This window comes from Patescibacteria group bacterium (genome assembly GCA_028707495.1).
Classification (GTDB): Bacteria; Patescibacteriota; Patescibacteriia; order UBA2591; family JAQWAS01; genus JAQWAS01.
Map to the genome: position 1 here is coordinate 1 of JAQWAS010000008.1, position 22181 is coordinate 22181.

Consider the following 22181-nt stretch of genomic DNA (forward strand, 5'->3'; position numbering starts at 1 on the left):
CTAAGGTAAAATGTTTGTAGGGCATATTGTTTATCAAGTTAATTATTGATTGCTCAATAATCATTTTACTTGAAAACGTGTGCCCCTTTAAGTTGTCTTGATGTTTCACTTCGGAGTAGAATGCACCAGTTAGCTATTGACAAAAAATTTATAAAGTGCTACTATTTAATTAGTAAATAATTTAGATAGATCTTTTTATAAAAAATTTTTTGAAAAAATTTATCGCGTAAAGGTAGATAGCTACCTTGCGAAAAGGAAAAGTAAGGAGGTTGAATGAACAAAAACATTCTCATTGTTATGCTGATGTTGTTCATTGCTATGGCAATGATGGCATCACACGATCTCGATCGCGATCTCGATCCGGCTTTGGCTCCCAGTAACGCAACGATTATCCCGGCTGTCGACCCCGATCCTGGCGGTCTGGTCATCGCCAAAGAATATAATAATTACATCGACATCGTCGACATCACCGACGTCACGACCATCGCCACCGCCACCGCCATCGGCGCCGCCAGTCCAATAAGACCAATCAGCACCGTCGCTGACCGAAATCGAGATGGAATTCACGACTACTTATTCGCCGCGACACCGCCAGGATACAATCTGAAGATTGTTTCCTTGACGGCCGAGGAATCGGCTGTTAAATCCGGTTATAATAAATATTTTCCATCCGATCTCGCGGTTATTCCTGACAACTATGGCCGGGTGATGAAAATCACCTAGCCGTGCGCCTCTTTGAATCAGAGGCAAAACATGAGGCGTTCCCAGTGGAACGCCTCTTTTAATTTTTTATAAATTAAAAGTGGGATTACTTTGAAATTAGGTTTTGTAAAAGTTTAAAATTATCCATCCAGATTGGGTTGACAAAAAATTTAGATGTTGTATTATATAAATAGATACAGAAAAGGTTTCTGTGTCAGAACATTCACAAAATTAACAAGGAGGAATTGCTCATGGGAAACCAAGAGACAGTCCAAACAATGACCGCAGGTCAAATGAAAGAATTAACCGCCGCTTTGATTGAAGCTGTTCCGGCTGATCTAACTAAAGCGGAAGCACAGAAAGTTGTCGGGTCAAAGGAAAAAATAAGAGAGGCGATGGAACGAGCTATCAAAGAGATTGTCGGCAATACGACACTCAATGAATGGTCTCGTTTTTACCTCGAGGTTTTTGGTCTCAAAATTGACTTTTCTAACGTGCTAATGCCGAAGCCTCAAGGCGACATCGATTTCCCGATTTGTGTTGCTCAAGGCATGACGCCTAATCGTCTTTTCGAGAAAATGGCTTCTCGTTTCGCATCTTGGCGTTACATCGACAATCTCAATACCATCACCTCGATCAGAAAAACAGATCATAACTATATTGTTTTGGTTCGTTATCGCGTCGAGGCCGATAAAGAGCTCAAAAATTTTTCTGCCAATGATCTTAAAGCAAAAAATATCAATGTTATCACTTTAGAAGAGCGCCAGATATTGGAACTCTTCTATCACTGGAAGTCTGGTAAACATCTCGATGGCGAGAACTGGACTATTTGCGCCGGCTCGCGCTATGCCGATGGTGATGTCCCTGGCGTCGGTTTCTGCGACGGCAAGGTTAGGGTCCGCTACTGCGTTCCTTCGAACTCGGGTGAGGATCTGCGTGGCCGCCAAGTAGTTTCAATCTAACCCCCACTCACCAATTTATTGGTGAGGGGGTAAATCTTGTAACTTGTACCTTTTAACCTTAATCCCTTTTGCCAATTGGCAAGAGGGATAATTTTATACATTTTTTACCATATACGTCCCATCCAATTTATATCCCAATTTTCGATAATATTCACGCACACCAATTCCGGCGATAACCGCTAATTTAGAATAGTTATTTTTTTGAGTTATTTTTTCCGCTTGTATCATTAATTTTTTTCCCCAACCTTTGTGTTGGCTGGCCTGCTTATTTTTGGAATTTAAATTTATTAATTGACCATAAGTATGCAGCTCGCGCACCAAGGCGCAATCAATTAAATTTAAATTTTGTAGAAAAGGGTTAAATTTTTTTTCTGGCAATCTTAATCTTAAAAAAGCTAGCAGTTTATTATTTTTAACATCTTCATAACTTAAAAAATATTCTATACCACCTGAAGCTGAGTATTGAATTATTTTAAATTTAACATTTTTAAAATTGATTTGTTCGTTTTTAATTTCACGACAACGAATACATTGGCAAGCTAAATTTTGCTGAGCCATTTTTTTTTGTATAATTTCTCGCAAGTTGGTGACTTTGTTGCCAGCCTCAATTGAAATGGACGGAATATCGCGAATTAAGCGATTGACTCGAGTATAAGGTGGTAAAATAAGCTTAATTTTAATTAGTAAATCAATTAATTGTTTTTGAGTATAAGGTTTATATTTATTCTGTTGCCAAATTTTATATAAGGGCGAACCCTTTACCACCGTGCAAGGATAAATTTTTAACATGTCAGGTTGAAAGTCTGGACTAGAAAATAATTTTTTAAACATGGCTAAATCTTTTTTTAAAGTAGAACTGGGTAAATTCGGCATCATATGATAGCAGATTTTAAAGCCAGCTTGTTTTAATAATTTAGTGGCTTGGATAGTCGCTTGGACTTGATGACCACGTTTATTTTTTTGCAAAATATCATTAAAAATAGTTTGGACACCGATTTCAATACGCGTGCATCCTAATTTTCTTAAACGAATAACTTCTTTTTCGTTAACTAGATTTGGTCGGGTTTCAATTGACAAACCAATAATACGATGTTGGGTGGTTTGATTAATTTTTTGAGCCTGAGATAAACTTTGTTTTAGAGGTTGATTGCGTTTATTGAAATCATTAGCGGCTTGAAAACAACGTTTAATAAACCAAGTTTGATATTGTCGAGGATAAGCTGACCAAGTCGCACCCAAAATTATCAACTCAATTTTATCAGTTGGATGGCCAGTTTGATATAAACTTTTTAAACGACCCTGAACTTGTTTGTAGGGATCAAATTGACACAAAATAGCTCGCATCACCGCTGGTTCGTTAGATAAATAACTTTTTGGCATATTTTTTTCTTGGGGGCAATATAAACATTTTCCCGGACAAGGATAGGGCTTAGTTAAGACAGTGATAATAGCTACGCCAGATAAAGTTCTAACGGGTCGGCAGACTAAAAGTTTTTCTAAATTTTTATTCGATTGGATTTTTTTATTTTTAATCAATTGACGATAAGTTTTTAATAAATTAACATTAGAAATTATTTTTTTAGAATCACAAAATTGACGCTTGGCTTTATCCAAATCTTTTTTAGTGATATGATGACTATGAATTAAGTTTTGAATTATTTTTTCGTTAGACATTTTTTTAGGTTGTAGTGAGTAGTGTGTAGTGAGTAGATAACATCATTTCTGTTCACTAGTCGGTGGCGAAGAACATCGTTGTTTTAAAGTGTCATTGCGAGGGAGCCCGTCGACTCGGCGGACGACCGTGGCAATCCCGTAAATTGGCACACGAGGCATTTATTTACGAGATTGCTTCGCTACGCTCGCAATGACCAGTTATTTTCTATTTCTCTTTAATAAGGAATAGAAAAATTGACCAATTTGTAAAATTATTAAAATGCAAAAAAATAAAGTTAAAAATTTAATTAGCAAGACACGACAGGACTATGAATTAATTGCTAATCATTTTTCGCAGACTCGGGTCAAGCCTTGGCCAGAAATGTTAGAATTTAAAAAATATGTTCAGTCAAATGATAAAATTTTAGATCTGGGTTGTGGCAATGGTCGTTTGATTCAAGTTTTTACCGATCTAAATATAGATTACACTGGAATTGACATTAGCGCAAATCTAATAAAATTGGCTCGAGTTAATTATCCAGCCTCAAATTATAAATTTTTAGTTGGTGACATGACTCAATCCTTGCCCCTTGAAGACAAAAAATTTGATGCAGTGTTTTGTATTGCTGCTTTTCAGCACATTCCAGATGTGGATTTACGACAGCAAGTTTTAAAAGAAATTAAACGTATTATTAAGCCTGGTGGATATTTAATTATGACCAATTGGAATCTTAGAAAATGGAATTTAATTTTTAAATATAAATTGTGGCATTTATTATTAAATTTTAAATCTAAAAATTTAGAAAAAGGAGACACTTTAATTCCTTGGAAATTACAAAATAAAATTATTCAACGTTATTATCATGCCTTTACTTTAAAAGAGCTAGAAAGATTATTTAAATATACAAGTTGGCAAATAATTAAACAATATAAAATTAAAGATAATTTAATTAGCATAATCAGGGCTTGACAAAATATTTTAAAAGATTAAACTATATTTAGTTCTTAATAATATAAACTATTTTTATCAGGAGGAAAGAATGGTTTCTAATGAGCAAGAGTCTAGCGGTAATGGCAATTATTTGCCAGAGGTAGTTTGGATATATAAGGGGGTTGATGATCGATATTATTATTCGGCTCTAGGTCCAGATTATCCTCAAGATAGACCCATAAGTCAAATTAATTGTGGTCAAGATAGTTTCGAAATCGCCTTTGAGCTAGTTAGACAAATTAATTTTGGTCAACCCGAACAAAGACAAGCGGTTCTAGATCTTTTAGAAAAAAATCAAAGAATCACTAGAAAAAAACATGCCACTAGTCCTAACTAGAGGCATTTTTATTTGTTTTAAGCCGAAAAGCGTGTTAAAATATGTTAATAAACATTAATTTTTAAATTTTATTTTTATGGATAAAACAATTTTTAAAGCTTACGATATTCGAGGTGTTTTTCCGGAACAAATTAATCCCGAAATCGCCGAGAAAATCGCTCAGACTTTGATTTATATTTTATCGCAAAAATTAAATAAACCCATTTCAGAATTAAAATTAGCAGTCGGGCGAGATATTCGTCAATCGTCCGAACCTTTGATCAAAAAATTAATTGAAACGATTTTAAAATATGGCGTTAAAATTGATGATTTGGGTTTAATTTCAGTTAATGATCTATATTTTGCAGTGGGGCATTATCAATATGATGGTGGGATTATGGGCACAGCTTCGCACAATCCACCAGAATACGGTGGTTTTAAAATGGTGATGGCTGATCCAGATTTAAAAAATAGTATTTTATTTATTAGTGGCGAAGAATTATATCAGGTTATGCAAGAAATAGATTTACCTCTAAAAGCCGAAGAATTAGCTGGTACATTACAAACTAAAGATATTTTTAATGATCATTTAAAACATATTTTAAATTTTATAGACTTAACTAAAATTAAGCCCTTAAAAATAGTTGTGGATGCTGGCAATGGTATGAATGGTAAAATGGCGATGACAATTTTAGAAAAAATGGGTTGTCAGCCGATACCATTATTTATTGAGCCAGATGCAGATTTTCCTAATCGTCCGCCCAATCCCTTAACTCAATGTGCGGAAGAAAAAATTGCGACTAAAATTACTCAAGAGGGTGCAGACTTTGGCGTGATGTTTGACGTTGATGGCGATCGGATGTTTTTAGTTGATGAAGTCGGTAATTTTATACCTGGCGACATGGTCTTGTTGGTTTTAGCTCGGGCCTTTTTAAAATTACATCCAGGGTCGGGCATTGCTTATAATTTAATTTGTTCACACGCAGTACCGGAATTAATTCAACAATGGGGTGGCAAAGCGATTCGGAGTGAAGTGGGTTATCGCAATTTAGCGCGACATATGAAAGAAGAGGGGGGTTTAATGAGTGGTGAGGTTTCAGCTCATTTTGCTTTTAAAGATAATTTTTATGCTGATAATGGTTTTATTGCTCTGGCTTTAGCTACACAAGCCATTTCAGAAGATGGCCGCTTGCTTTCTGAAATTATTAAAGATTTTAAATTATACTATCGAGCCGATGAAGTTAATTTAAAAATAGATGATAAAGACATAGCCTCAGATTTGATTCGACAACATTATAAAGATAATATTCGCGACGAAATAGACGGCATTACAATTGAATTTGATGATTGGTGGTTTAATGTGCGACCTTCAAACACAGAACCAATTTTGCGCTTAACAGTTGAGGCTCGAGATAAAGAAATGGCAAAGGAAAAAATTGATGAGATTTTGAAGATTATAAATTAAGCAGTTTTAAAAAAATATTGTGTAAAGTTGGAAAAGAAGTGGGTTGAGTCGAGGAATTTGACAAATGTATGTAAACAGCATACAATTGTATGTATATAACATACAACTAAAATGATATTAAAATTTATATGGATAAAATTAAAAGTTTTATTGATGCCAAAGATCCTCAGTTAAAAATTTATTAATTTAAGAACATTGCCCAGAATTGGTTGGGGGGGGTGAGTTAAAGAAACTAATTTAAAAGTGAAAACAGTGAGTTATCCACAGGTTTTACACAGAAAAATTGATTTTTTATAGAAAAAGTGGATAAGATAGTCTTTTTAAGTATAAATCACAGGAAAATTTTAAAGATTTAATCTTTTTAAATATCAAGTACGTGGCTTAAATAAGCCATTTATTGACTTTTTGGACAAGATATGATATAATGAAGTCAGCTAGTCAGAGCTAGCACATTTTAACTAATTTACAAAAAATCTATGCAAAACAAAAAAAGGGTCACAAAAACAACTTTTAACAAGCTGATTTATTCAGTTTGTGTTATGGCTCTTGTCCTAGGTACGGGAGTTTTTTTAATGCCGAATGAGGTTGAGGCGAGTAGTTATACATTTACGGAAGATTTTTGGAATAAAACATATCAAGACAGCGTTTATACAAGCGCTTATTGGGAAAATTATGATTCTGTTAGGCTAACTAAAAATTATATTGCGGATAATAATATTCCGTCTGAACAATTAGTTAATACTAACCTTACTGAAGTACAACAAGATCCCGCGGTAGATTCAGATATAAATGGTAATTTTGTAATAGTTTGGAGAGGTATAAATGAATCAGACAGAACACATGATATTTATAGCCAAAGGTTTGATTATAATGGAAATAAAATAGGTGGTGAATTTAAGGTTAATAATGATGTACAGGCTGAACCTGCTTGGCCAGACGTTGCCACAGATGGACGCAATGAAACTGTAATTACGTGGGTTAGCTATGACCAACATGAAACTGGAAGTGGTTTTGATATTTATGCAAAGAAATATGATTCCTACTTTAATGAAATTCCCGTTTCATCACAGGCTCAAGGTTCTGGCGAGGGGAATGAATTTCAAGTGAACACTTTTACAGATGGCTGGCAAATTAATCCGGTCGTGGCTGCAGATGCAAACGGTAATTTTGTTATCGCTTGGACAGACATGGAAAACAATGTGATTAAGGCTCAAAAATTTGATGCTAATTGCAATAAAATAAGTGGAGAAATCAGCGTAGGAGACACAACAGCAGAGATAACCCCCGCTATAGATATGAATCCGGATGGAAGTTATATAATTACTTGGCAAAAAAGTACTGGGACAAAAGGAATTTATGCGCAAAGGTTTTATAGTGATGGATATCCTGCTGGCGGAGAATTTAGAGTTGACGTGGGTATTACTACTGTTAATGCCCCTACGGATCCAGACATCACTATTAGTAAGGATAATGGTTTTATAATAGTCTGGCATAGTTATGAACCGGGTCAGGATGTTATCGAGGACGTGGTACGTATACAGAGATTTAATAGTAATGGAGAACGCTTAGGTTCTTCTATTGAAGGACCACATGGTTTTACTTCTCCTGGCGAAGAAATTAGTCCCCCTAAAGTTATTTATAACCAACACAACTATGATTTTATTGTTATAATGTCTCGTTTAAGGGGGAGTTATCCCAGTGATGAAGACTGTTGTATTGTAGATGGTTTTCCAAGGAGTGATGATGTAATTGTTCAAAGATATTATAATGATGGTAATGAACATGGCGAAGAATTTAGAATTAGCTCATATGAGAGAGGGTTGAGATATGATCCTGTTATTACGGCCGGTAGGCATGATGATTATATAGCAGTTTGGCAAAGTAAACCATATACAATAGAAGGGGAGATAGAAGGTTTAGAAGATGATTGGGACATTTATTTTCAAAGAATCAATTTAGCAATGCCTCGATATGAAAGGTCAAATATTGCTCAATCCAAAACAATAGATACCACAAGCAAAAACATTACTAAGGCAACTACGGTCATAAACTACGACGAACCATGGGGAACTGATATTAATTATTATTTGAGTAATAATGGTGGAAAAAATTGGATAGAGATTGCCCCGCGTGAACCAGAGCGTACTTTTGTTACAACAGGTTCTGATTTAAGATGGAAGGCGATTTTACAAACCATAGATGATACCATAACACCGCAATTAATTAGTGTTGAGATTTCGTATTCCACCGATGCGGTTCCTCCAACTGAGACCTGCGCATCCTTCACCTATTCCGATTGGAGTGGATGTAATAATGGCCAACAAACACGTACTATTTTGACTTCATCTCCTGCCGGTTGTACGGGGGGCAGTCCGGTTTTAACTCAAAGTTGTACACCATCATTGCCACCATTACCAACAGGAGTTTGTACCTCCTTCACCTATTCCGACTGGGGTGAGTGTAACAACGGTATAAAAACTAGAACATTGTTAAATTCATCTCCAGAGGGTTGTACTGGTGGAACACCTATTTTGTCACGTAGTTGTAGTACAGAAGAAGATTTGCCAATTGTAGATTTAACCGATCCATCGACTTATCAAGGGCGAGTTCACAATGTTAATGGCGTTTATTTTATCTTAGATAGTATTAAACTTGAACCCAAAGAATATAATTTATCACCAGCTCCATTACTAAACGGATTTATTTATCCAGAATCGGCTGCAATCTATATCGAGGAATCAAATATAGTTTTAGACGGTAATGGCGCAATTTTAAACGGTGGTAGTTTTGAAGGTCAGGAAGATTATTCGCATGCTATTAAAATACATAACGCCAAGAATGTAACGGTTAAGAATTTTGAGATTAAAAACTATGTTTATGGCATTCATGCCGGCGATCATTATGGCCGGGCAGCTAAAGCAGTTACCAATTCAACTTTTCAAGATAATATTATTCATGATATAAAAACCGCCGCTATAGAAATGTTGTATTATTCAACTAATAATAGTGTTTTAGATAATGAAATTTATGATATTGGTCCAGGGAAAAATGGACATTCTTATTGTATCTCATTTTTTGGTCAATCCAATTATGGTCGTATAGAGGGTAATAAATGTAGTGGGTCGGCTGATGTGGGATTAAGAATTTTTGATGGTCCATTTGAAGTTATGAAAAATATTATTATTGACAACGATGGTTTCGATATTTATTCATACGGTCATGCCGACAATTATGGTTTCTCTAATGCTTGCGGTTCAACAATTCTATGGAATGATGATGGAGAACAAGGTTGTACTTATATGCCATCTGGTGATCCAAGTGATATACCAGAAGATATCGATGCTTATCAACAATATTTAGGCGAATTAAAGTTGGCCAATGGCAGATATTATTTTACAAGTGATGATGGTAGTTTTAATTCAGCTTTGATTTTTAGTAATCAAGTCGACGATATTAATAAATATTTAAACAAAAAAATAGTTGTCACATTAAAACAAGCAACTGACAATAGTATAGAAATTTGTAATATTAAAGTTATTGATGAAACTTTAAGGCGTCGCTTGGGTGGTAAATTATTATTACAGGTTGAAAGCCGAGGTAGGGTTTGGTATGTTGACAAACAAAAGAACACAAGATATTTGATTGAACAATATAAAGCCTTACCTTTATTCAGAGAATTGTCTTTGGGTATTACTGACGCAGACTTAAGTAAAATCCCAGTTAATACTAGTACCATTGATCCGAATTTGGACACAGATGGCGATGGCTATTCAGACAAACATGAGATAGAGAATGGTTACAATCCATATAATCCAGCTCCAGTTAAATTACAAACAGACGCAAACTTAGCTAATCGATTAAAAGGTCAATTATTGTTACAAGTAGAAGAAGGTGGTCGGGTTTGGTATGTGCATGAAGATGGTCAGGCCTATCGTGTTGAACCCAAAAATATTTTGGAGATATTCAGAACATTAGCCTTGGGTATTACTAATGAAAATCTAGAGAAAATTCCTAACAATAGTTTGATTAAATAAATTCATATCAAAAAAACGGCCTACATCGCGTAGGTCGTTTTTTTTGATAATTTAAATTTATTTTATCAAGCCAGTCAATTTTTTTATTTCAGTCATATTTTTGCTGGCAATTTTTTCGGCTTGTTGCGCGCCTTGATCTAAAGTTTTCCAAACTTGATCAGGTTTTTGGATTAAAGTTTGATATTGCTTTTGAATTGGTTTTAATAAATCAACAACATTATCAGCTAAAACAGTTTTTAGCTCTGAGTACTTGATTTTATTGGTTTTATATTCTTGCTCAAATTTATCGGCAGTTTTTTTGTCAGCTACAATTTTTAATAAAGTAAATAAATTAATTACACCTGGACTCATGGTTTTAGAATCTCCAGTATCAGTTACTGCTGACATGATTTTTTTTCTAATTATTTCTGGCTCATCAGTTAGGGCAATGTAAGTTTTTTCACCATGGCTTTTGCTCATTTTTTGAGTCGGATCAGTTAATGACATGATGCGTGGCGCTTGAGTAATGAGTTCTTTAGGCTCAGGGAAATAGTCGCCAAATTTATTGTTAAATTTTTTAGCAATTTTACGAGTTAATTCAATGTGTTGGACTTGATCTTCACCAACCGGTACAGCATCAGCTTTATACAATAAAATGTCAGCGGATTGAAGGATGGGATAGGTAAAAAGTCCAGCGTTAATATTATTTTTGTGTTGTTGAGCTTTGTCCTTAAATTGCGTCATGCGTTCTAATTCGCTGATAGGCAGTAAAGTATTAAAAATCCAAGTCAATTCAGTGTGTTGAGGGACGTGCGACTGAACAAAAAATATGGATTTTTTAGGATCAATGCCACAAGCTAACAAAGTAGCAGCGGTTTCCAAAATGCGTTGTTGAAAATTTTTAGCATCATAATCAACAGTCATGGCGTGCAGATCAACAATTGAATAAATACACTGATATTCCTTTTGGAGTTGCACCCAGTTTTGAATCGCGCCTAAATAATTACCTAAATGAATTTGACCTGAGGGCTGAATGCCAGAAAAAATAAGTTGAGACATAGATTTAATTTAAAGACTAATAATGACTGGTAAAATTAATGGTCGACGCTCAGTTTCTTTAAATAAGAATTTACCAATTTCGTCACGAATTTTATTTTTCAATTGATCTTCATTGCCAGGTTTAGACACGTCTTGATTTTGAACTAATTGTTTAACTTTATTGCGGACTTGTTCGATGAGTTTTCTATTTTCTTTCATGTAAATAAAACCACGTGAAATAATATCGGGATTATTTAATAATTTACCGCTACTTTTATTAACGGTAGCAATAACCACCAACATACCGTCATCAGCCATAGTGCGTCGATCGCGGAGAACAATATTGCTGACATCACCAACACCAAGGCCATCAACCATAATGTCATTAGTACAAACTTTTTTGTTCGTTAATTTAGCTTGGCCGTTTGCAAATTCAACAATTTGACCATTGACTGGAATTAAAATATTTTTTTCTGGGAAGTTCATGCCTTTAGCTAAGCGTTCGTGGGCCTTTAAAAGAGATAGATTGCCTTCGATGGGAATTAAATATTTAGGACTAACCAATTTTAACATTAATTTTAAATCTTCTTGCTTGGCGTGACCACCGGCATGGATATCAACCATTTGATAATGAATTACATCGGCGCCTTTACGATAGAGATCATCTTTAAGTCTTTGCACACTAGTTTCATTACCTGGCACAACTGAAGAAGAAAAAATAACCGTATCGTTTTTACCAATTTTAATATCCTTGTGTTCATCGTGAGCAATCCGCATTAAAGCGGCTCGATCTTCACCTTGAGCTCCAGTGCAAACGACGATTAATTTATTATCCGGAATATTTTGAGTTTTTCTCAATGAAATAATAGTATTTTTTTTATGTTTTAAATAGCCAAGCTGTTTAGCAATTTCAACATTAGTTTTCATACTAAAACCCTCAATGGCTACTTTTTTACCTAATTTTTCAGCCAACCAAATAATTTGTTGAATACGATTTAAAAGCGAAGCAAAGGTGGCGACAATAATTCTGCCTTTGGCTTGGCGAAAAACTTCTTCTAAATTATACTCAATTTGTTTTTCAGTAAATTGATGACCCGGACAATCAGCATTAGTGCTATCAGAAAGCAAAGCTAAAACATTGCGATTTTGAAATTGAGCAATTTTAGAGATATCGGGCGGTTCAGAGGCGGTTGGATTCATATCTAATTTAAAATCGCCAGTGTGAATAATTATACCCTGTGGGGTATTAATCGCTACGCCCATACTGCCCGGAATATTGTGAGTAACCTTAAAAAATTCAAGCCTAAATCCGCCCAAAACCAATCTGGTTGTATTATTAATATTACGTAATCTTAATTTAACCGGACAGTTCTTGTAGTCTTCTTGGCGTTTGCGAATAATAGCATTAGTTAAATCGGTGCCATAAATAATGGGATTGCCCAAGTCAGCCATTAAATGTGGGATACCACCAATATGGTCATAATGAGCATGAGTTATAATTACGCCACGGATTTTATTTAATTTATCTTTGAGATAAGAGATGTTAGGAATAATATAGTCAATTCCTGGCATATCTTCTTCTGGAAATTGTAAACCCATGTCAATAATAATGATATCATTTTGATTTTCAAGAATAGTCATGTTGCGACCGACTTCTTCCATGCCACCAAGAAAAATTAGGCGTAATTTATCATTTTTGTTTTGAATTGTTTTTTGTTTTAACATTAATTTAAGTTATTTGTTTATAAATGGGGACGGGGAGAGTTGAACTCCCACCCCGTAAACGGGACAACGCCCTGAACGTTGCGTGTCTACCAGTTTCACCACATCCCCTGATTTTAAAAAGGCGTGGGGTTTTTGCTAATTACATCGTTATAATTAAAATTGTTTTTTACCTTCAATAAACCACCGATTAATAATATTAAAACGCGTTGAAAAGTCTGGCGCTTTAATTTCAGTTATGCCTAAAATACGTTGATTAATTAAATAAGTGTAAGATTGATTGTAAAGAAATATAGCTGGTGTTTGTTCGATTAATAGCTCTTGAAACTGTTGGTAATCTTGATTGCGAATAGTAGTATCAAAAACATGTCGGGCTTTTTCTAAAATTTTATCGACTTGGTCATTTTTAAAAACAGATAAATTAATTCCACTGCCGGCCTGACTTGAATGCCAAACGGGATAGGGATCAGGGTCGAGATTGGTTACAATTGAAAAAAGTAAAATTTGATAATCGCGTTGATTGATAATTTCTTCTTTGAGCTGAGAAACTGGATAGGTTTGAATAGCAGTTTCTATGCCAAGAGCTTGCCATTCCCGCTGAACGATTTGGGCGATTTTTTGATCGATGGGAGTGTCGGCTACACTTAAAGCTACACGTAGTTTTTTATCATCTTGTTGGTAAACGCCATCCTGTAATTGCCAGCCGTCAGCTTCTAAAAGTTGTTTGGCTATTTCAGGATTAAAATCGTATTTTTCTGGTGCATTTTCAATGTTAATCAAATTAAAAGTTAGTGGAGAATTAATTAAATATGCCGGCGAGTTTAATTGAGTTAAAATTTCTTCTTTGTTAATCGCATAAGCTAAGGCTTGTCGCAAAGTTTTATTGGTAATTTTTTGATTATTAAAGAAAATAGCTGTGTATTGAGGGAGGTAGAGCGATTGATGATTGATCCATTTTTTATCAATTAAATCCTGATAAATTTGGCGAACTAGAAAGCCATCAATTTGTTTACTTTCCAAGGCCGAGAGAGCATCTTCATTTGAATAATAAAATTTAAAATTTAATTTATCAAAATAGGCTGGCTGATCGTAATAGTTGTTGTTTTTTTTCAGAGTATAAGTTTTAATAAAACCAAATTTATCTTTAACTAAATTTTCAAATTGGAAAGGACCGCTCCCAATTGGTTTTAAATTATATTGAGCTAGAGTAAATTGATTTAAGGGGATAGTCTGCCAAATGTGTTGAGGTAAAATGCCGACGGTTAAATAATTTAAAAATGGCGAGAAAATTTCTGGTAAAACAATTTTTAAACTAAAATCATCAATTTTTTCAATTTGAATATCTTTAAATTGCGATAAATATGGGCTTTGATATTCTTTAGTTTTTAATAATTCAAAAGTAAAAATAACATCATTAGCTGTTAAGCGTTGGCCATCATGCCAATAAACATTATCCCGAATTTTAAAAGTTATAGTTTTATTAGGTTCGTCAATTGTATATTCTCTAGCCAAATCATTAACCAATTTATAAGGTTGGGTTGAATTTTGATCGTATTTTAACAAGCCTGAATAAATTAAAGTGCTGAGGTCTTGGTCAACTGAGTTTAATGGTGCTAAAACAGGATTAATGTATTGCGGATTGCCAATTAAACCTTCACGATATTCGCCACCGGGAAGAGGTGTAATTTGGGTGTGAACAAGATAAGCTCTAATAGCCAAGAAAACTACACAAATTAGAATAATAATGAGTAGAAGTCGTAGGATATTTTTTTCATAGTTATGTAAAAAACTGGGCAAATATTTTAATTGCTTAAGAGATGGCATTCTTTTTTTTGAAAGTTGGGTGACTAATTTTAAGTCAAGATCATTTTGCTGACGAAGGCGTTGATATTCTGGATTGTGCCATTTATGCCAAAAATTTTTAATTGTATTTAAAAAATAGGCCACACTTGATAATTAATAATTAAACAAGACATAGAGTTCTTCTCGCCTAACTATTAAAAAAATATTTAATTTAAACTTAAATAAGTATATTAGCAATAGCTAAACCAAAAAAAATAATCGATAAAATAATAGTAGCTATAAAAATAAATTTTTCAGCTCCACGTTTGGTTTGGTAGATATTATCACCGCCACCAAAAACGCCTGATAAACCGCTACCACGACTTTGAAGTAAAATAGCTATGATTAATAAAACCGAAACAATAATTTGAGATAAGTTAATAATTTGCATAAGATTGTTTTAATAAATTATATTTATTATAGCAAAGAGGATTTAAGAAGTCAAATAAATTTAACCACTTGACAAACGAATTTTAAAGATGTATGTTATAAATTATTGTTATTATTTATGCACATTCAAATGAGGAGTCAAAATGAATAAAGAAGATTTTCGTCCTCCCAGTTGGAAAGATATTATATTTTTCCACAAAAATAAATTTTAATCCAAAGGAGGAGGAGGACTATGTCGTTAGAACGTTGTGCCCATTGTGGGTCTATTAGTGTCCCCAGGGGAAAGATTCGTGACATTACCCGAGAAGACATCGAAAGTGGTAGAGTGTTAATTATGGGGAATGCTGTTTCTTACGGGCCATGTCAAGAAAAAAAATGCGGGAAACGCACATGGTGTATAGTTACTGTCCCAGATGAATTAGCTTATTTGGCTCAATTAGTACCTGCATGGCCGAGGTCATAGCCAGAGACAGGGCGAGTCCTAGATGGGGGGGTCGGCACTTGGTGTCGTTCATCCGGAACTTGGATGAACAAATTACGAGGGGGTGAGGATTCACTCCCTCATTTTTATTTTACTCTTGATATGATTTTAAAAATATATTATAATAATTGCTAATAAAAAACAAATTTTTTAGATTTATGTCTAAAGATCAAATTGTTATTCGTGGTGCTCGTGTCCACAATTTAAAAAACATTAACGTTGATATTCCTAAAAATCAATTTACTGTCATTACAGGTGTTTCTGGTTCTGGTAAATCATCTTTGGCTTTTGACACGATTTATGCTGAGGGTCAGCGACGCTATATTGAGAGTTTAGCTTCATATGCACGTCAGTTTTTGGGTATTATGGATAAACCAGCCGTGGATAAAATTGAAGGTTTGTCGCCGACGATTGCTATTGACCAGAGGACTTTAACCAAAAATCCACGTTCAACAGTGGGCACAATTACGGAAATTTACGATTATTTACGATTGCTATTTGCTCGCATTGGTCGACCGCATTGTCCAATTTGTGGACAGGAAATCGTTCAACAAAGCACAGACCAAATTATAAAAAAGATTTATAGTCAGTTTAAAAATACTAAAATTATTGTTTTAGCCCCCATTTTCAAAGATAAAACTGGTCAAGTAAAAAAAATTATTCAGGCGATTAAAAATATGAATTATCTCAAAGTCAGATTCGACGATGAGATTTATTTTTTAGAAGAACTTGAATTATTGCCAATAGATAGAAATCAAGCTCACGATTTAGAAGTAGTAATTACCGAAGATTTGTTGGTTAATTCTCAGACGGATAAAGAATTAATTCAAATTTTAAAACGATCCTTAGAGCTTGGCAAGGGCTTAGCTACCATTAAATCTACTAAAGATAATCGAGAGCTTATAGTTAGTCAATTTTTATCATGTCCTCAATGTGGTATTAATATTCCATTATTAGAACCACATTTTTTTTCTTTTAATTCGCCTTATGGTGCTTGTACTCATTGCGACGGTTTGGGGGTAACCTTTGAACCAGATAGTGATTTAGTTATACCGAATAAAAAATTAACCATCAATCAAGGAGCTATTCGACCGTGGTTAAAAATTCATTATAGCCAGTGGCAAAAATTATTACAGCAAGTAGCGACTAAATATAATTTTTCTTTGGATGTCGCAATTCAAGATTTACCAGTTAAGATTTTAGATATTATTTTACATGGAACGGGCGATGACTTTTATGTGGTGGATGGTGAAAAAATTGTATTTGAAGGAATTTTAAATCAACTTTATCAAAAATGTAAGGAAAGTCCTTCAGAATATATTCAGAGTGAAATTAAAAAATATATGCGTAAACGCACTTGTCCGAAATGTCAGGGTCAAAGATTAAAGCCTGAAGTTTTGGCGGTGACGGTCGGTGGACAGAATATTGCACAGATTAGCCAGATGAGTATTCGGGTGGCTCAAAATTTTTTTTACCAATTACAAAATGATAAATTAGATAAAAAATTAATTCATCATCAATTAACGCCCAAAGAAAAAATTATTAGTCAACAAATTTTAAAAGAAATAGATCAACGTTTGCGGGCATTAGAAAATGTAGGTTTGGAATATTTATCACTAGATCGTTCATCCTTAACTTTGTCTGGTGGTGAAGCTCAAAGGGTTAAATTAGCTACTCAAATTAATTCAGCTTTGTCGGGTTTGATTTATTTATTAGATGAACCAACTATCGGTCTACATATGCGCGATGTGGAACATTTAATTAGCGTACTTAAGGATTTAAAAAAAATTGGCAATACAGTCATTGTAGTCGAACATGATGCTCAAACTATGCAAGTCGCCGATCAAATTATTGATATGGGGCCAGGAGCTGGAATTCAAGGCGGTGAAATTATTGCTCAGGGAACTTATCAACAAATTTTAAAAAATAAAAAATCTTTAACCGGCCAATATTTATCACACTGTAAAAAAATCGAGACTCCGCAACAAAGTAAACAAACGACAGGCAAATTTATAACAATTAAAGGTGCGCAACAATTCAATTTAAAAAATGTTAATGTTAAAATTCCTTTAGGCAAATTTGTATGTTTTACGGGGGTATCGGGTTCGGGTAAGTCAACCTTGTTAATTGAAATTTTAGCTAAAACCTTGGCACGTGAATTGCATCATGCCTCTGATTTGCCAGGTAAATGTAAAAGTTTAATTGGCGTGCAACATCTTGATAAAATGATTAACATTGATCAATCACCAATCGGTCGTTCGCCACGTTCTAATCCGGCAACTTATACGGGTTTATTTACTTATATTCGCGATTTATTTGCTGAGTTGCCTGAATCAAAAATGAGAGGCTATACGGCTGGTCATTTTAGTTTCAATGTTAAAGACAAGGGTCGCTGTGAGACGTGTGGTGGTGAGGGAATGATTAAAGTTGAAATGCAATTTTTACCAGACGTCTATATTGAATGCGAAGAGTGCAAAGGTCAACGTTACAACGCCGAGACTTTAGAAATTTTATATCAAAATAAAAATATTGCTGAGGTTTTAGATATGACCGTAAGCGAAGCTAGTCAGTTTTTTAAAAATAATGAGTCGATCAAACAGAAGTTAGATATTCTTTTGGAAGTCGGGTTGGGCTATATGAAATTAGGTCAGCCAGCCACAACTTTATCTGGTGGTGAAGCTCAACGGGTTAAATTAGCGACCGAATTGTCACGTCGGGCGACTGGTAAAACTTTATACATTTTAGATGAGCCAACCACCGGTTTACATTTTGAAGATATTAATAAATTACTTAAAGTGTTGTATAAATTAGTTGAAAAGGGTAATTCAATTTTGGTGATTGAACATAATCTTGATATAATAAAGTCAGCTGATTGGATAATTGATTTAGGTCCTGAAGGTGGTGATCGTGGTGGTCAAATTGTGGCTCAGGGTACACCTCAACAAGTAGCTCAAGTTAAAAATAGTTATACCGGGCAGTATTTAAAAAAAGTTTTAAAATAAGATAAAATGGACTTAAAGAACAAATTAGCCGTGTTAACTTATTTTGATATTTTTAATTTTCCATTAACAGAATTTGAATTACAAAAATGGCAATTTCAAAAAGATTTTTTACCAACCGTTGAAGTTGAAAAAAATATTCAGCAACACAACGGTTTTTATTTTTTAAAGAACAGATCAGAGATTATTCAAACCCGATTAACTCGTTATAGCATAGCTGAAAAGAAATTTAAAAAAGTCATCAAGATTAGCAAAGTTTTGCGTTGGATTCCGTTTATAAAAATGATCGCGGTCTGTAACAGTTTGAGTTATTCAAATGCGACAGTCGAGAGTGACATAGATTTGTTTATTATTACGCAAAAAAATAGAATTTGGCTAACCCGGTTTTTAGCAGTTAGTTGGTTAAAGATTTTTAAATTACGACCGAGAGAAAATGACACCCAAGATAAAATTTGTTTGTCGTTTTTTGTGAGTGAAGATAGTTTAAATCTAGAAAAATTATTATTACCAGCTAAAAATAATTTATCTGATATCCATTTTATTTATTGGTTGTCGCAGTTTAAAATGATTTATGACAAAGATCGGACTTGGATTAAATTTACTCAAGCCAACGAATGGCTAAAAAAATATTTACCAAATTTTGAATGGGCGCAATCTAATTTACGTCGCCAGATTAAAACCATAAAATTGCCTAGTTTTTGGGGTGGCTGGTTAGAAAAAATAGTTAGAAAATATCAACTTAAAATTTTACCTGTAACTATTAAAGATAAAATGAACCAAAATTCTAATGTGGTAGTGAATGATCAAATTTTAAAATTGCATACCAACGATAGGCGCGAAGAGTATCGAGATAAATTTAAAAATAAAATTTTTCAGAAATAAAATATAAAAAGTCATTGCGAGCGTAGCGAAGCAATCTCGTAAATCAACGCCTCGTACACCAATTTACAGGATTGCCACGGTCGTCCGCCGACTCGGCGGGCTCCCTCGCAATGACACTATTTTTATGTCAAAACTCAAAAAAACAATTGAATATCTAACTTACTTATTAATTTTTTTATTACCATGGCAAACGCGGTGGATTTTTAAAATTAACAATTTAAACAATGGTTATTGGGAGTACGGTAGCTTGAGTTTATATTTTATTGACATTCTCTTAGCTTTAATTTGGGTATTCGGCATAATTTTTATTTTATCTAAAATTAAAGACGAAGATTTTTGGTTAAAAATAAAAAAACAAAAATATTTAATTTTGTTCGTCTCTCTTTTTATTGTTTGGTTATTTATCTCCATTATTTGGTCTCAAGATAAAATTTTAAATTTATACTGGGCCGTTCGAATAGCTTTATTAATTGATGTAGCCTTTATTTTAAGTTTAATAAAAATATCATTTAAAAAAATAAGTTTAAGTTTAATTACCGCCGGAGTGATTCAATCGATTTTAGCTATTTGGCAATTTTTTAGTCAACAAGTTATAGCCAGCCAATGGTTGGGCATGGCCGGTCAGTTGGCTCGAGATTTAGGCGTATCGGTGGTTGAAGTGGGCGATCAGCGTTGGTTGCGAGTTTACGGTTCATTGCCCCACCCGAATATTTTAGCCGGTTTTTTAGTTATAACAATTTTATTAACGATTTATTTATTAGATAAATATCCGAGCAAAGTGCGTTATTTAAGTGCGGTCTTACCGATTTTGATTTTAGGTTTAATGTTAACTTTTTCCAGGGGCGCGATTCTAGCTTTAATAATTAGTTTTATTTTTTATAAAATTTTAATCAAAATTAAAATTAAACAAAATTTAATAAACAAATCAGTTTTAATCGGTTTGGTAAGTGTGATTATTTTTTCTATATTTTTATATCCATTGTTAATGACTCGTTTGCAAAATCAAGCTCGTTTGGAAGTTAAATCCAATCAAGAACGCATAGCTAGTTTACAACAAGCCAAAGAAATTATTCAACAAAATTGGTTGTTGGGCGTGGGCGTGGGGAATTATACTTTAGAATTACATAATTTATATCCTCAACAAGAAGTTTGGTGGTATCAACCAGCGCATAATGTTTATTTATTAATTTTATCAGAGCTGGGTTTAGTAGGATTAATTTTATTTTTAAGTATTATATTTTATTTAGTTTTTCAAATTTTTAAATCAGGTTTAAACTCGCAGAAAATAATTGGTTTAGCTTTACTATTAAGTTTGTTAATCATCGGCTTATTTGATCATTATTTATGGTCAATGAATTGCGGGTTGTTGTTGTGCGGAATAATTTTGGCGATTGATATTCAAAATTTAAGCATTTAAACTCTCGTATGCATTCTATCCTTTTATAATTTTGTTTGTCTTGAACGGGCGAAAGAAGTTGTCATGCTGAATTTATTTCAGCATCTAGATTGGTATATAACAGATCCTGAAACAAGTTCAGGATGGCAGGTTTTAAAAATGACATAAATGAAAAAGCCCGCTTAGTGCGGGCTTTGTTGATGTAATAATAAGTCTCCCTCTAGAATCAGATCAATTTTTTCTTGAGCTGAAGGAGAAAGGAATATTCTTTTTCCGCCCTTTGTTTTTCTATCTGCAGCAATTATGTGAAAAATTTGCATTGCCGAACTATCTTGAATTGGACCTTTACGTCTTTTATGGGTAGCTATAAGCGCAGAAATTTTTCTTTGAGTAGCTACAGAGAGTGTTCTTTTCTGTCTGCCCTTAGCGATGAGGCGGAAAATTTTAAAACATAGGTTTTTGCCATTATAGGGGGGGGTAATCTTGGTTGTCATTTTTTTCCTTTGTTATCCCTTTAAATGACCGTGGGTTCCTCCGGCTGCAGGTATCCTTTCCCACCTGTCAGACTCCTTATTGAAAGAGCAATAGAAGAATGGCCTGAGGTACATAACTTCTAATTTGATGAATATCTGTTTTGCTAATGCCAAATTTTTTAAGATTGCAGCAAATAGTAATAGAACGAGGCCAAACGGAATTGTTAAAGGTAATAACGGAATATTGAGCGCTATTATCTTTAAAATATCTTTTGTGTTTTCACTCATTATTTTTCCTTTCTCATCCCTTTAAAGGACCGTGGGTTCCGCCAGCTGATGGTATTATTTCCCATATTCCGTGTTTTTGTTAAAGTGGACAAGGAAAAATGGGGCGAAGAATTAGGATGATTATTCTAACAAGAAAGTTTTCAATAGAATTTATCATTGTTTCTCCTTTAGAGATCAGAATTTTTGCCACGCGTTCTTACTGTAGCTCGATTGCGTTTTTTTTCTTCTGGCGATATGGGATATCCATCAGAATCCGTGTCACCATGTTCATTTGTTTTAGCAAATGCTTCTGGGTTGCCAATAGGTGAATTAGGCGGTAGGTTTGCTTCTTCTAATCGCTTTACGATTTTTTTCCCTAAAGATTCTTTCTTAGCCATTTTACTCCTTTTGTTTTAAATGATAATGTGCAATATATTCTTATTCTAGCTTTTAAATTTAAAAAAGTCAAATAAAATGGCCGGTTTTAAAGCCGGCCGTTCTGAGGGGTGGATCACAACATTAGTTGATGGAGACCTCCATAAGTATTGTTTTGCGCATTTTACCCCCTTAAAAATACGCGGTTGGATTA

The 22181-nt window shown here is 34.0% G+C and carries 17 protein-coding genes and 1 tRNA gene; 9 read left to right on the top strand and 9 right to left on the bottom strand.

Annotated features, from left to right (window positions below):
* Positions 1–273: 273 nt before the first annotated feature.
* The gene (locus PHS07_03440; GenBank protein MDD4607353.1) at positions 274–723 is read left to right on the top strand and encodes a hypothetical protein; all 450 of its coding nucleotides are present in this window, start codon (positions 274–276) and stop codon (positions 721–723) included.
* Positions 724–953: 230 nt separating this feature from the next.
* Entirely contained in the window at positions 954–1664 is a 711-nt protein-coding gene (locus tag PHS07_03445) for a hypothetical protein (GenBank protein MDD4607354.1), read from the top strand.
* A 93-nt stretch (positions 1665–1757) separates the two neighbouring features.
* Here the strand turns inward: PHS07_03445 and PHS07_03450 are convergent, their stop codons facing one another.
* Complete coding sequence (locus PHS07_03450; GenBank protein ID MDD4607355.1) at positions 1758–3338, bottom strand: tRNA uridine(34) 5-carboxymethylaminomethyl modification radical SAM/GNAT enzyme Elp3; 1581 nt, start codon at positions 3336–3338, stop codon at positions 1758–1760.
* Positions 3339–3597: 259 nt separating this feature from the next.
* Here PHS07_03450 and PHS07_03455 point away from each other — a divergent pair, with 259 nt between their 5' ends.
* The 4 genes from PHS07_03455 (at position 3598) to PHS07_03470 (ending at position 10123) form a co-directional block, all read left to right on the top strand.
* On the top strand, positions 3598–4287 hold the full coding sequence (locus PHS07_03455; GenBank protein MDD4607356.1) for a class I SAM-dependent methyltransferase: 690 nt from the start codon (positions 3598–3600) through the stop codon (positions 4285–4287).
* Positions 4288–4357: 70 nt separating this feature from the next.
* Positions 4358–4645: a hypothetical protein gene (locus PHS07_03460; protein ID MDD4607357.1), complete on the top strand. Its 288-nt coding sequence runs from the start codon at positions 4358–4360 to the stop codon at positions 4643–4645.
* Between the two features lie 76 nt (positions 4646–4721).
* The gene (locus tag PHS07_03465; GenBank protein ID MDD4607358.1) at positions 4722–6089 is read left to right on the top strand and encodes a phosphomannomutase/phosphoglucomutase; all 1368 of its coding nucleotides are present in this window, start codon (positions 4722–4724) and stop codon (positions 6087–6089) included.
* Between the two features lie 476 nt (positions 6090–6565).
* A complete protein-coding gene (locus PHS07_03470; protein ID MDD4607359.1) occupies positions 6566–10123 on the top strand; it encodes a right-handed parallel beta-helix repeat-containing protein in 3558 nt (1185 codons plus the stop codon).
* Positions 10124–10180: 57 nt separating this feature from the next.
* Here the strand turns inward: PHS07_03470 and trpS are convergent, their stop codons facing one another.
* The 5 genes from trpS to secG form a co-directional block, all read right to left on the bottom strand.
* Complete coding sequence (gene trpS, locus PHS07_03475; protein ID MDD4607360.1) at positions 10181–11161, bottom strand: tryptophan--tRNA ligase; 981 nt, start codon at positions 11159–11161, stop codon at positions 10181–10183.
* A 9-nt stretch (positions 11162–11170) separates the two neighbouring features.
* Entirely contained in the window at positions 11171–12865 is a 1695-nt protein-coding gene (locus PHS07_03480) for a ribonuclease J (protein MDD4607361.1), read from the bottom strand.
* Between the two features lie 24 nt (positions 12866–12889).
* Positions 12890–12973, bottom strand: a tRNA-Leu gene (locus tag PHS07_03485).
* Between the two features lie 45 nt (positions 12974–13018).
* On the bottom strand, positions 13019–14809 hold the full coding sequence (locus PHS07_03490) for an ABC transporter substrate-binding protein (GenBank protein ID MDD4607362.1): 1791 nt from the start codon (positions 14807–14809) through the stop codon (positions 13019–13021).
* Positions 14810–14882: 73 nt separating this feature from the next.
* Complete coding sequence (gene secG / locus PHS07_03495; protein MDD4607363.1) at positions 14883–15095, bottom strand: preprotein translocase subunit SecG; 213 nt, start codon at positions 15093–15095, stop codon at positions 14883–14885.
* Between the two features lie 638 nt (positions 15096–15733).
* Between secG and uvrA the strand changes: the two genes are divergently transcribed.
* From uvrA to PHS07_03510, 3 genes are all read left to right on the top strand, one after another.
* Entirely contained in the window at positions 15734–18577 is a 2844-nt protein-coding gene (gene uvrA, locus PHS07_03500) for an excinuclease ABC subunit UvrA (GenBank protein ID MDD4607364.1), read from the top strand.
* A 6-nt stretch (positions 18578–18583) separates the two neighbouring features.
* Positions 18584–19456 (top strand): hypothetical protein, encoded by an 873-nt coding sequence (locus tag PHS07_03505; GenBank protein MDD4607365.1) that lies wholly within the window; start codon positions 18584–18586, stop codon positions 19454–19456.
* Positions 19457–19580: 124 nt separating this feature from the next.
* Positions 19581–20873, top strand: coding sequence for an O-antigen ligase family protein (locus PHS07_03510; GenBank protein ID MDD4607366.1), 1293 nt, complete (start codon positions 19581–19583; stop codon positions 20871–20873).
* A gap of 161 nt (positions 20874–21034) precedes the next feature.
* On the opposite strand, the gene PHS07_03515 is transcribed toward PHS07_03510, so the two are convergent.
* From PHS07_03515 to PHS07_03525, 3 genes are all read right to left on the bottom strand, one after another.
* Entirely contained in the window at positions 21035–21346 is a 312-nt protein-coding gene (locus PHS07_03515) for a hypothetical protein (GenBank protein ID MDD4607367.1), read from the bottom strand.
* A 12-nt stretch (positions 21347–21358) separates the two neighbouring features.
* Positions 21359–21613 (bottom strand): hypothetical protein, encoded by a 255-nt coding sequence (locus tag PHS07_03520; GenBank protein MDD4607368.1) that lies wholly within the window; start codon positions 21611–21613, stop codon positions 21359–21361.
* A 167-nt stretch (positions 21614–21780) separates the two neighbouring features.
* Positions 21781–21990 carry a hypothetical protein gene (locus PHS07_03525; protein MDD4607369.1) on the bottom strand — a complete coding sequence of 70 codons (210 nt, stop codon included), beginning with the start codon at positions 21988–21990 and terminating at the stop codon, positions 21781–21783.
* Between the last annotated feature and the right edge of the window lie 191 nt (positions 21991–22181).

What these genes read in the sequence shown, in the direction of transcription:
- PHS07_03440 (MDD4607353.1), top strand. Translation starts at nt 274, where the DNA reads ATGAACAAAAACATTCTCATTGTTATGCTGATGTTGTTCATTGCTATG.
- PHS07_03445 (MDD4607354.1), top strand. Translation starts at nt 954, where the DNA reads ATGGGAAACCAAGAGACAGTCCAAACAATGACCGCAGGTCAAATGAAA.
- PHS07_03450 (MDD4607355.1), bottom strand. Translation starts at nt 3,338, where the DNA reads ATGTCTAACGAAAAAATAATTCAAAACTTAATTCATAGTCATCATATC.
- PHS07_03455 (MDD4607356.1), top strand. Translation starts at nt 3,598, where the DNA reads ATGCAAAAAAATAAAGTTAAAAATTTAATTAGCAAGACACGACAGGAC.
- PHS07_03460 (MDD4607357.1), top strand. Translation starts at nt 4,358, where the DNA reads ATGGTTTCTAATGAGCAAGAGTCTAGCGGTAATGGCAATTATTTGCCA.
- PHS07_03465 (MDD4607358.1), top strand. Translation starts at nt 4,722, where the DNA reads ATGGATAAAACAATTTTTAAAGCTTACGATATTCGAGGTGTTTTTCCG.
- PHS07_03470 (MDD4607359.1), top strand. Translation starts at nt 6,566, where the DNA reads ATGCAAAACAAAAAAAGGGTCACAAAAACAACTTTTAACAAGCTGATT.
- trpS (MDD4607360.1), bottom strand. Translation starts at nt 11,161, where the DNA reads ATGTCTCAACTTATTTTTTCTGGCATTCAGCCCTCAGGTCAAATTCAT.
- PHS07_03480 (MDD4607361.1), bottom strand. Translation starts at nt 12,865, where the DNA reads ATGTTAAAACAAAAAACAATTCAAAACAAAAATGATAAATTACGCCTA.
- secG (MDD4607363.1), bottom strand. Translation starts at nt 15,095, where the DNA reads ATGCAAATTATTAACTTATCTCAAATTATTGTTTCGGTTTTATTAATC.
- uvrA (MDD4607364.1), top strand. Translation starts at nt 15,734, where the DNA reads ATGTCTAAAGATCAAATTGTTATTCGTGGTGCTCGTGTCCACAATTTA.
- PHS07_03505 (MDD4607365.1), top strand. Translation starts at nt 18,584, where the DNA reads ATGGACTTAAAGAACAAATTAGCCGTGTTAACTTATTTTGATATTTTT.
- PHS07_03510 (MDD4607366.1), top strand. Translation starts at nt 19,581, where the DNA reads ATGTCAAAACTCAAAAAAACAATTGAATATCTAACTTACTTATTAATT.
- PHS07_03515 (MDD4607367.1), bottom strand. Translation starts at nt 21,346, where the DNA reads ATGACAACCAAGATTACCCCCCCCTATAATGGCAAAAACCTATGTTTT.
- PHS07_03520 (MDD4607368.1), bottom strand. Translation starts at nt 21,613, where the DNA reads ATGAGTGAAAACACAAAAGATATTTTAAAGATAATAGCGCTCAATATT.
- PHS07_03525 (MDD4607369.1), bottom strand. Translation starts at nt 21,990, where the DNA reads ATGGCTAAGAAAGAATCTTTAGGGAAAAAAATCGTAAAGCGATTAGAA.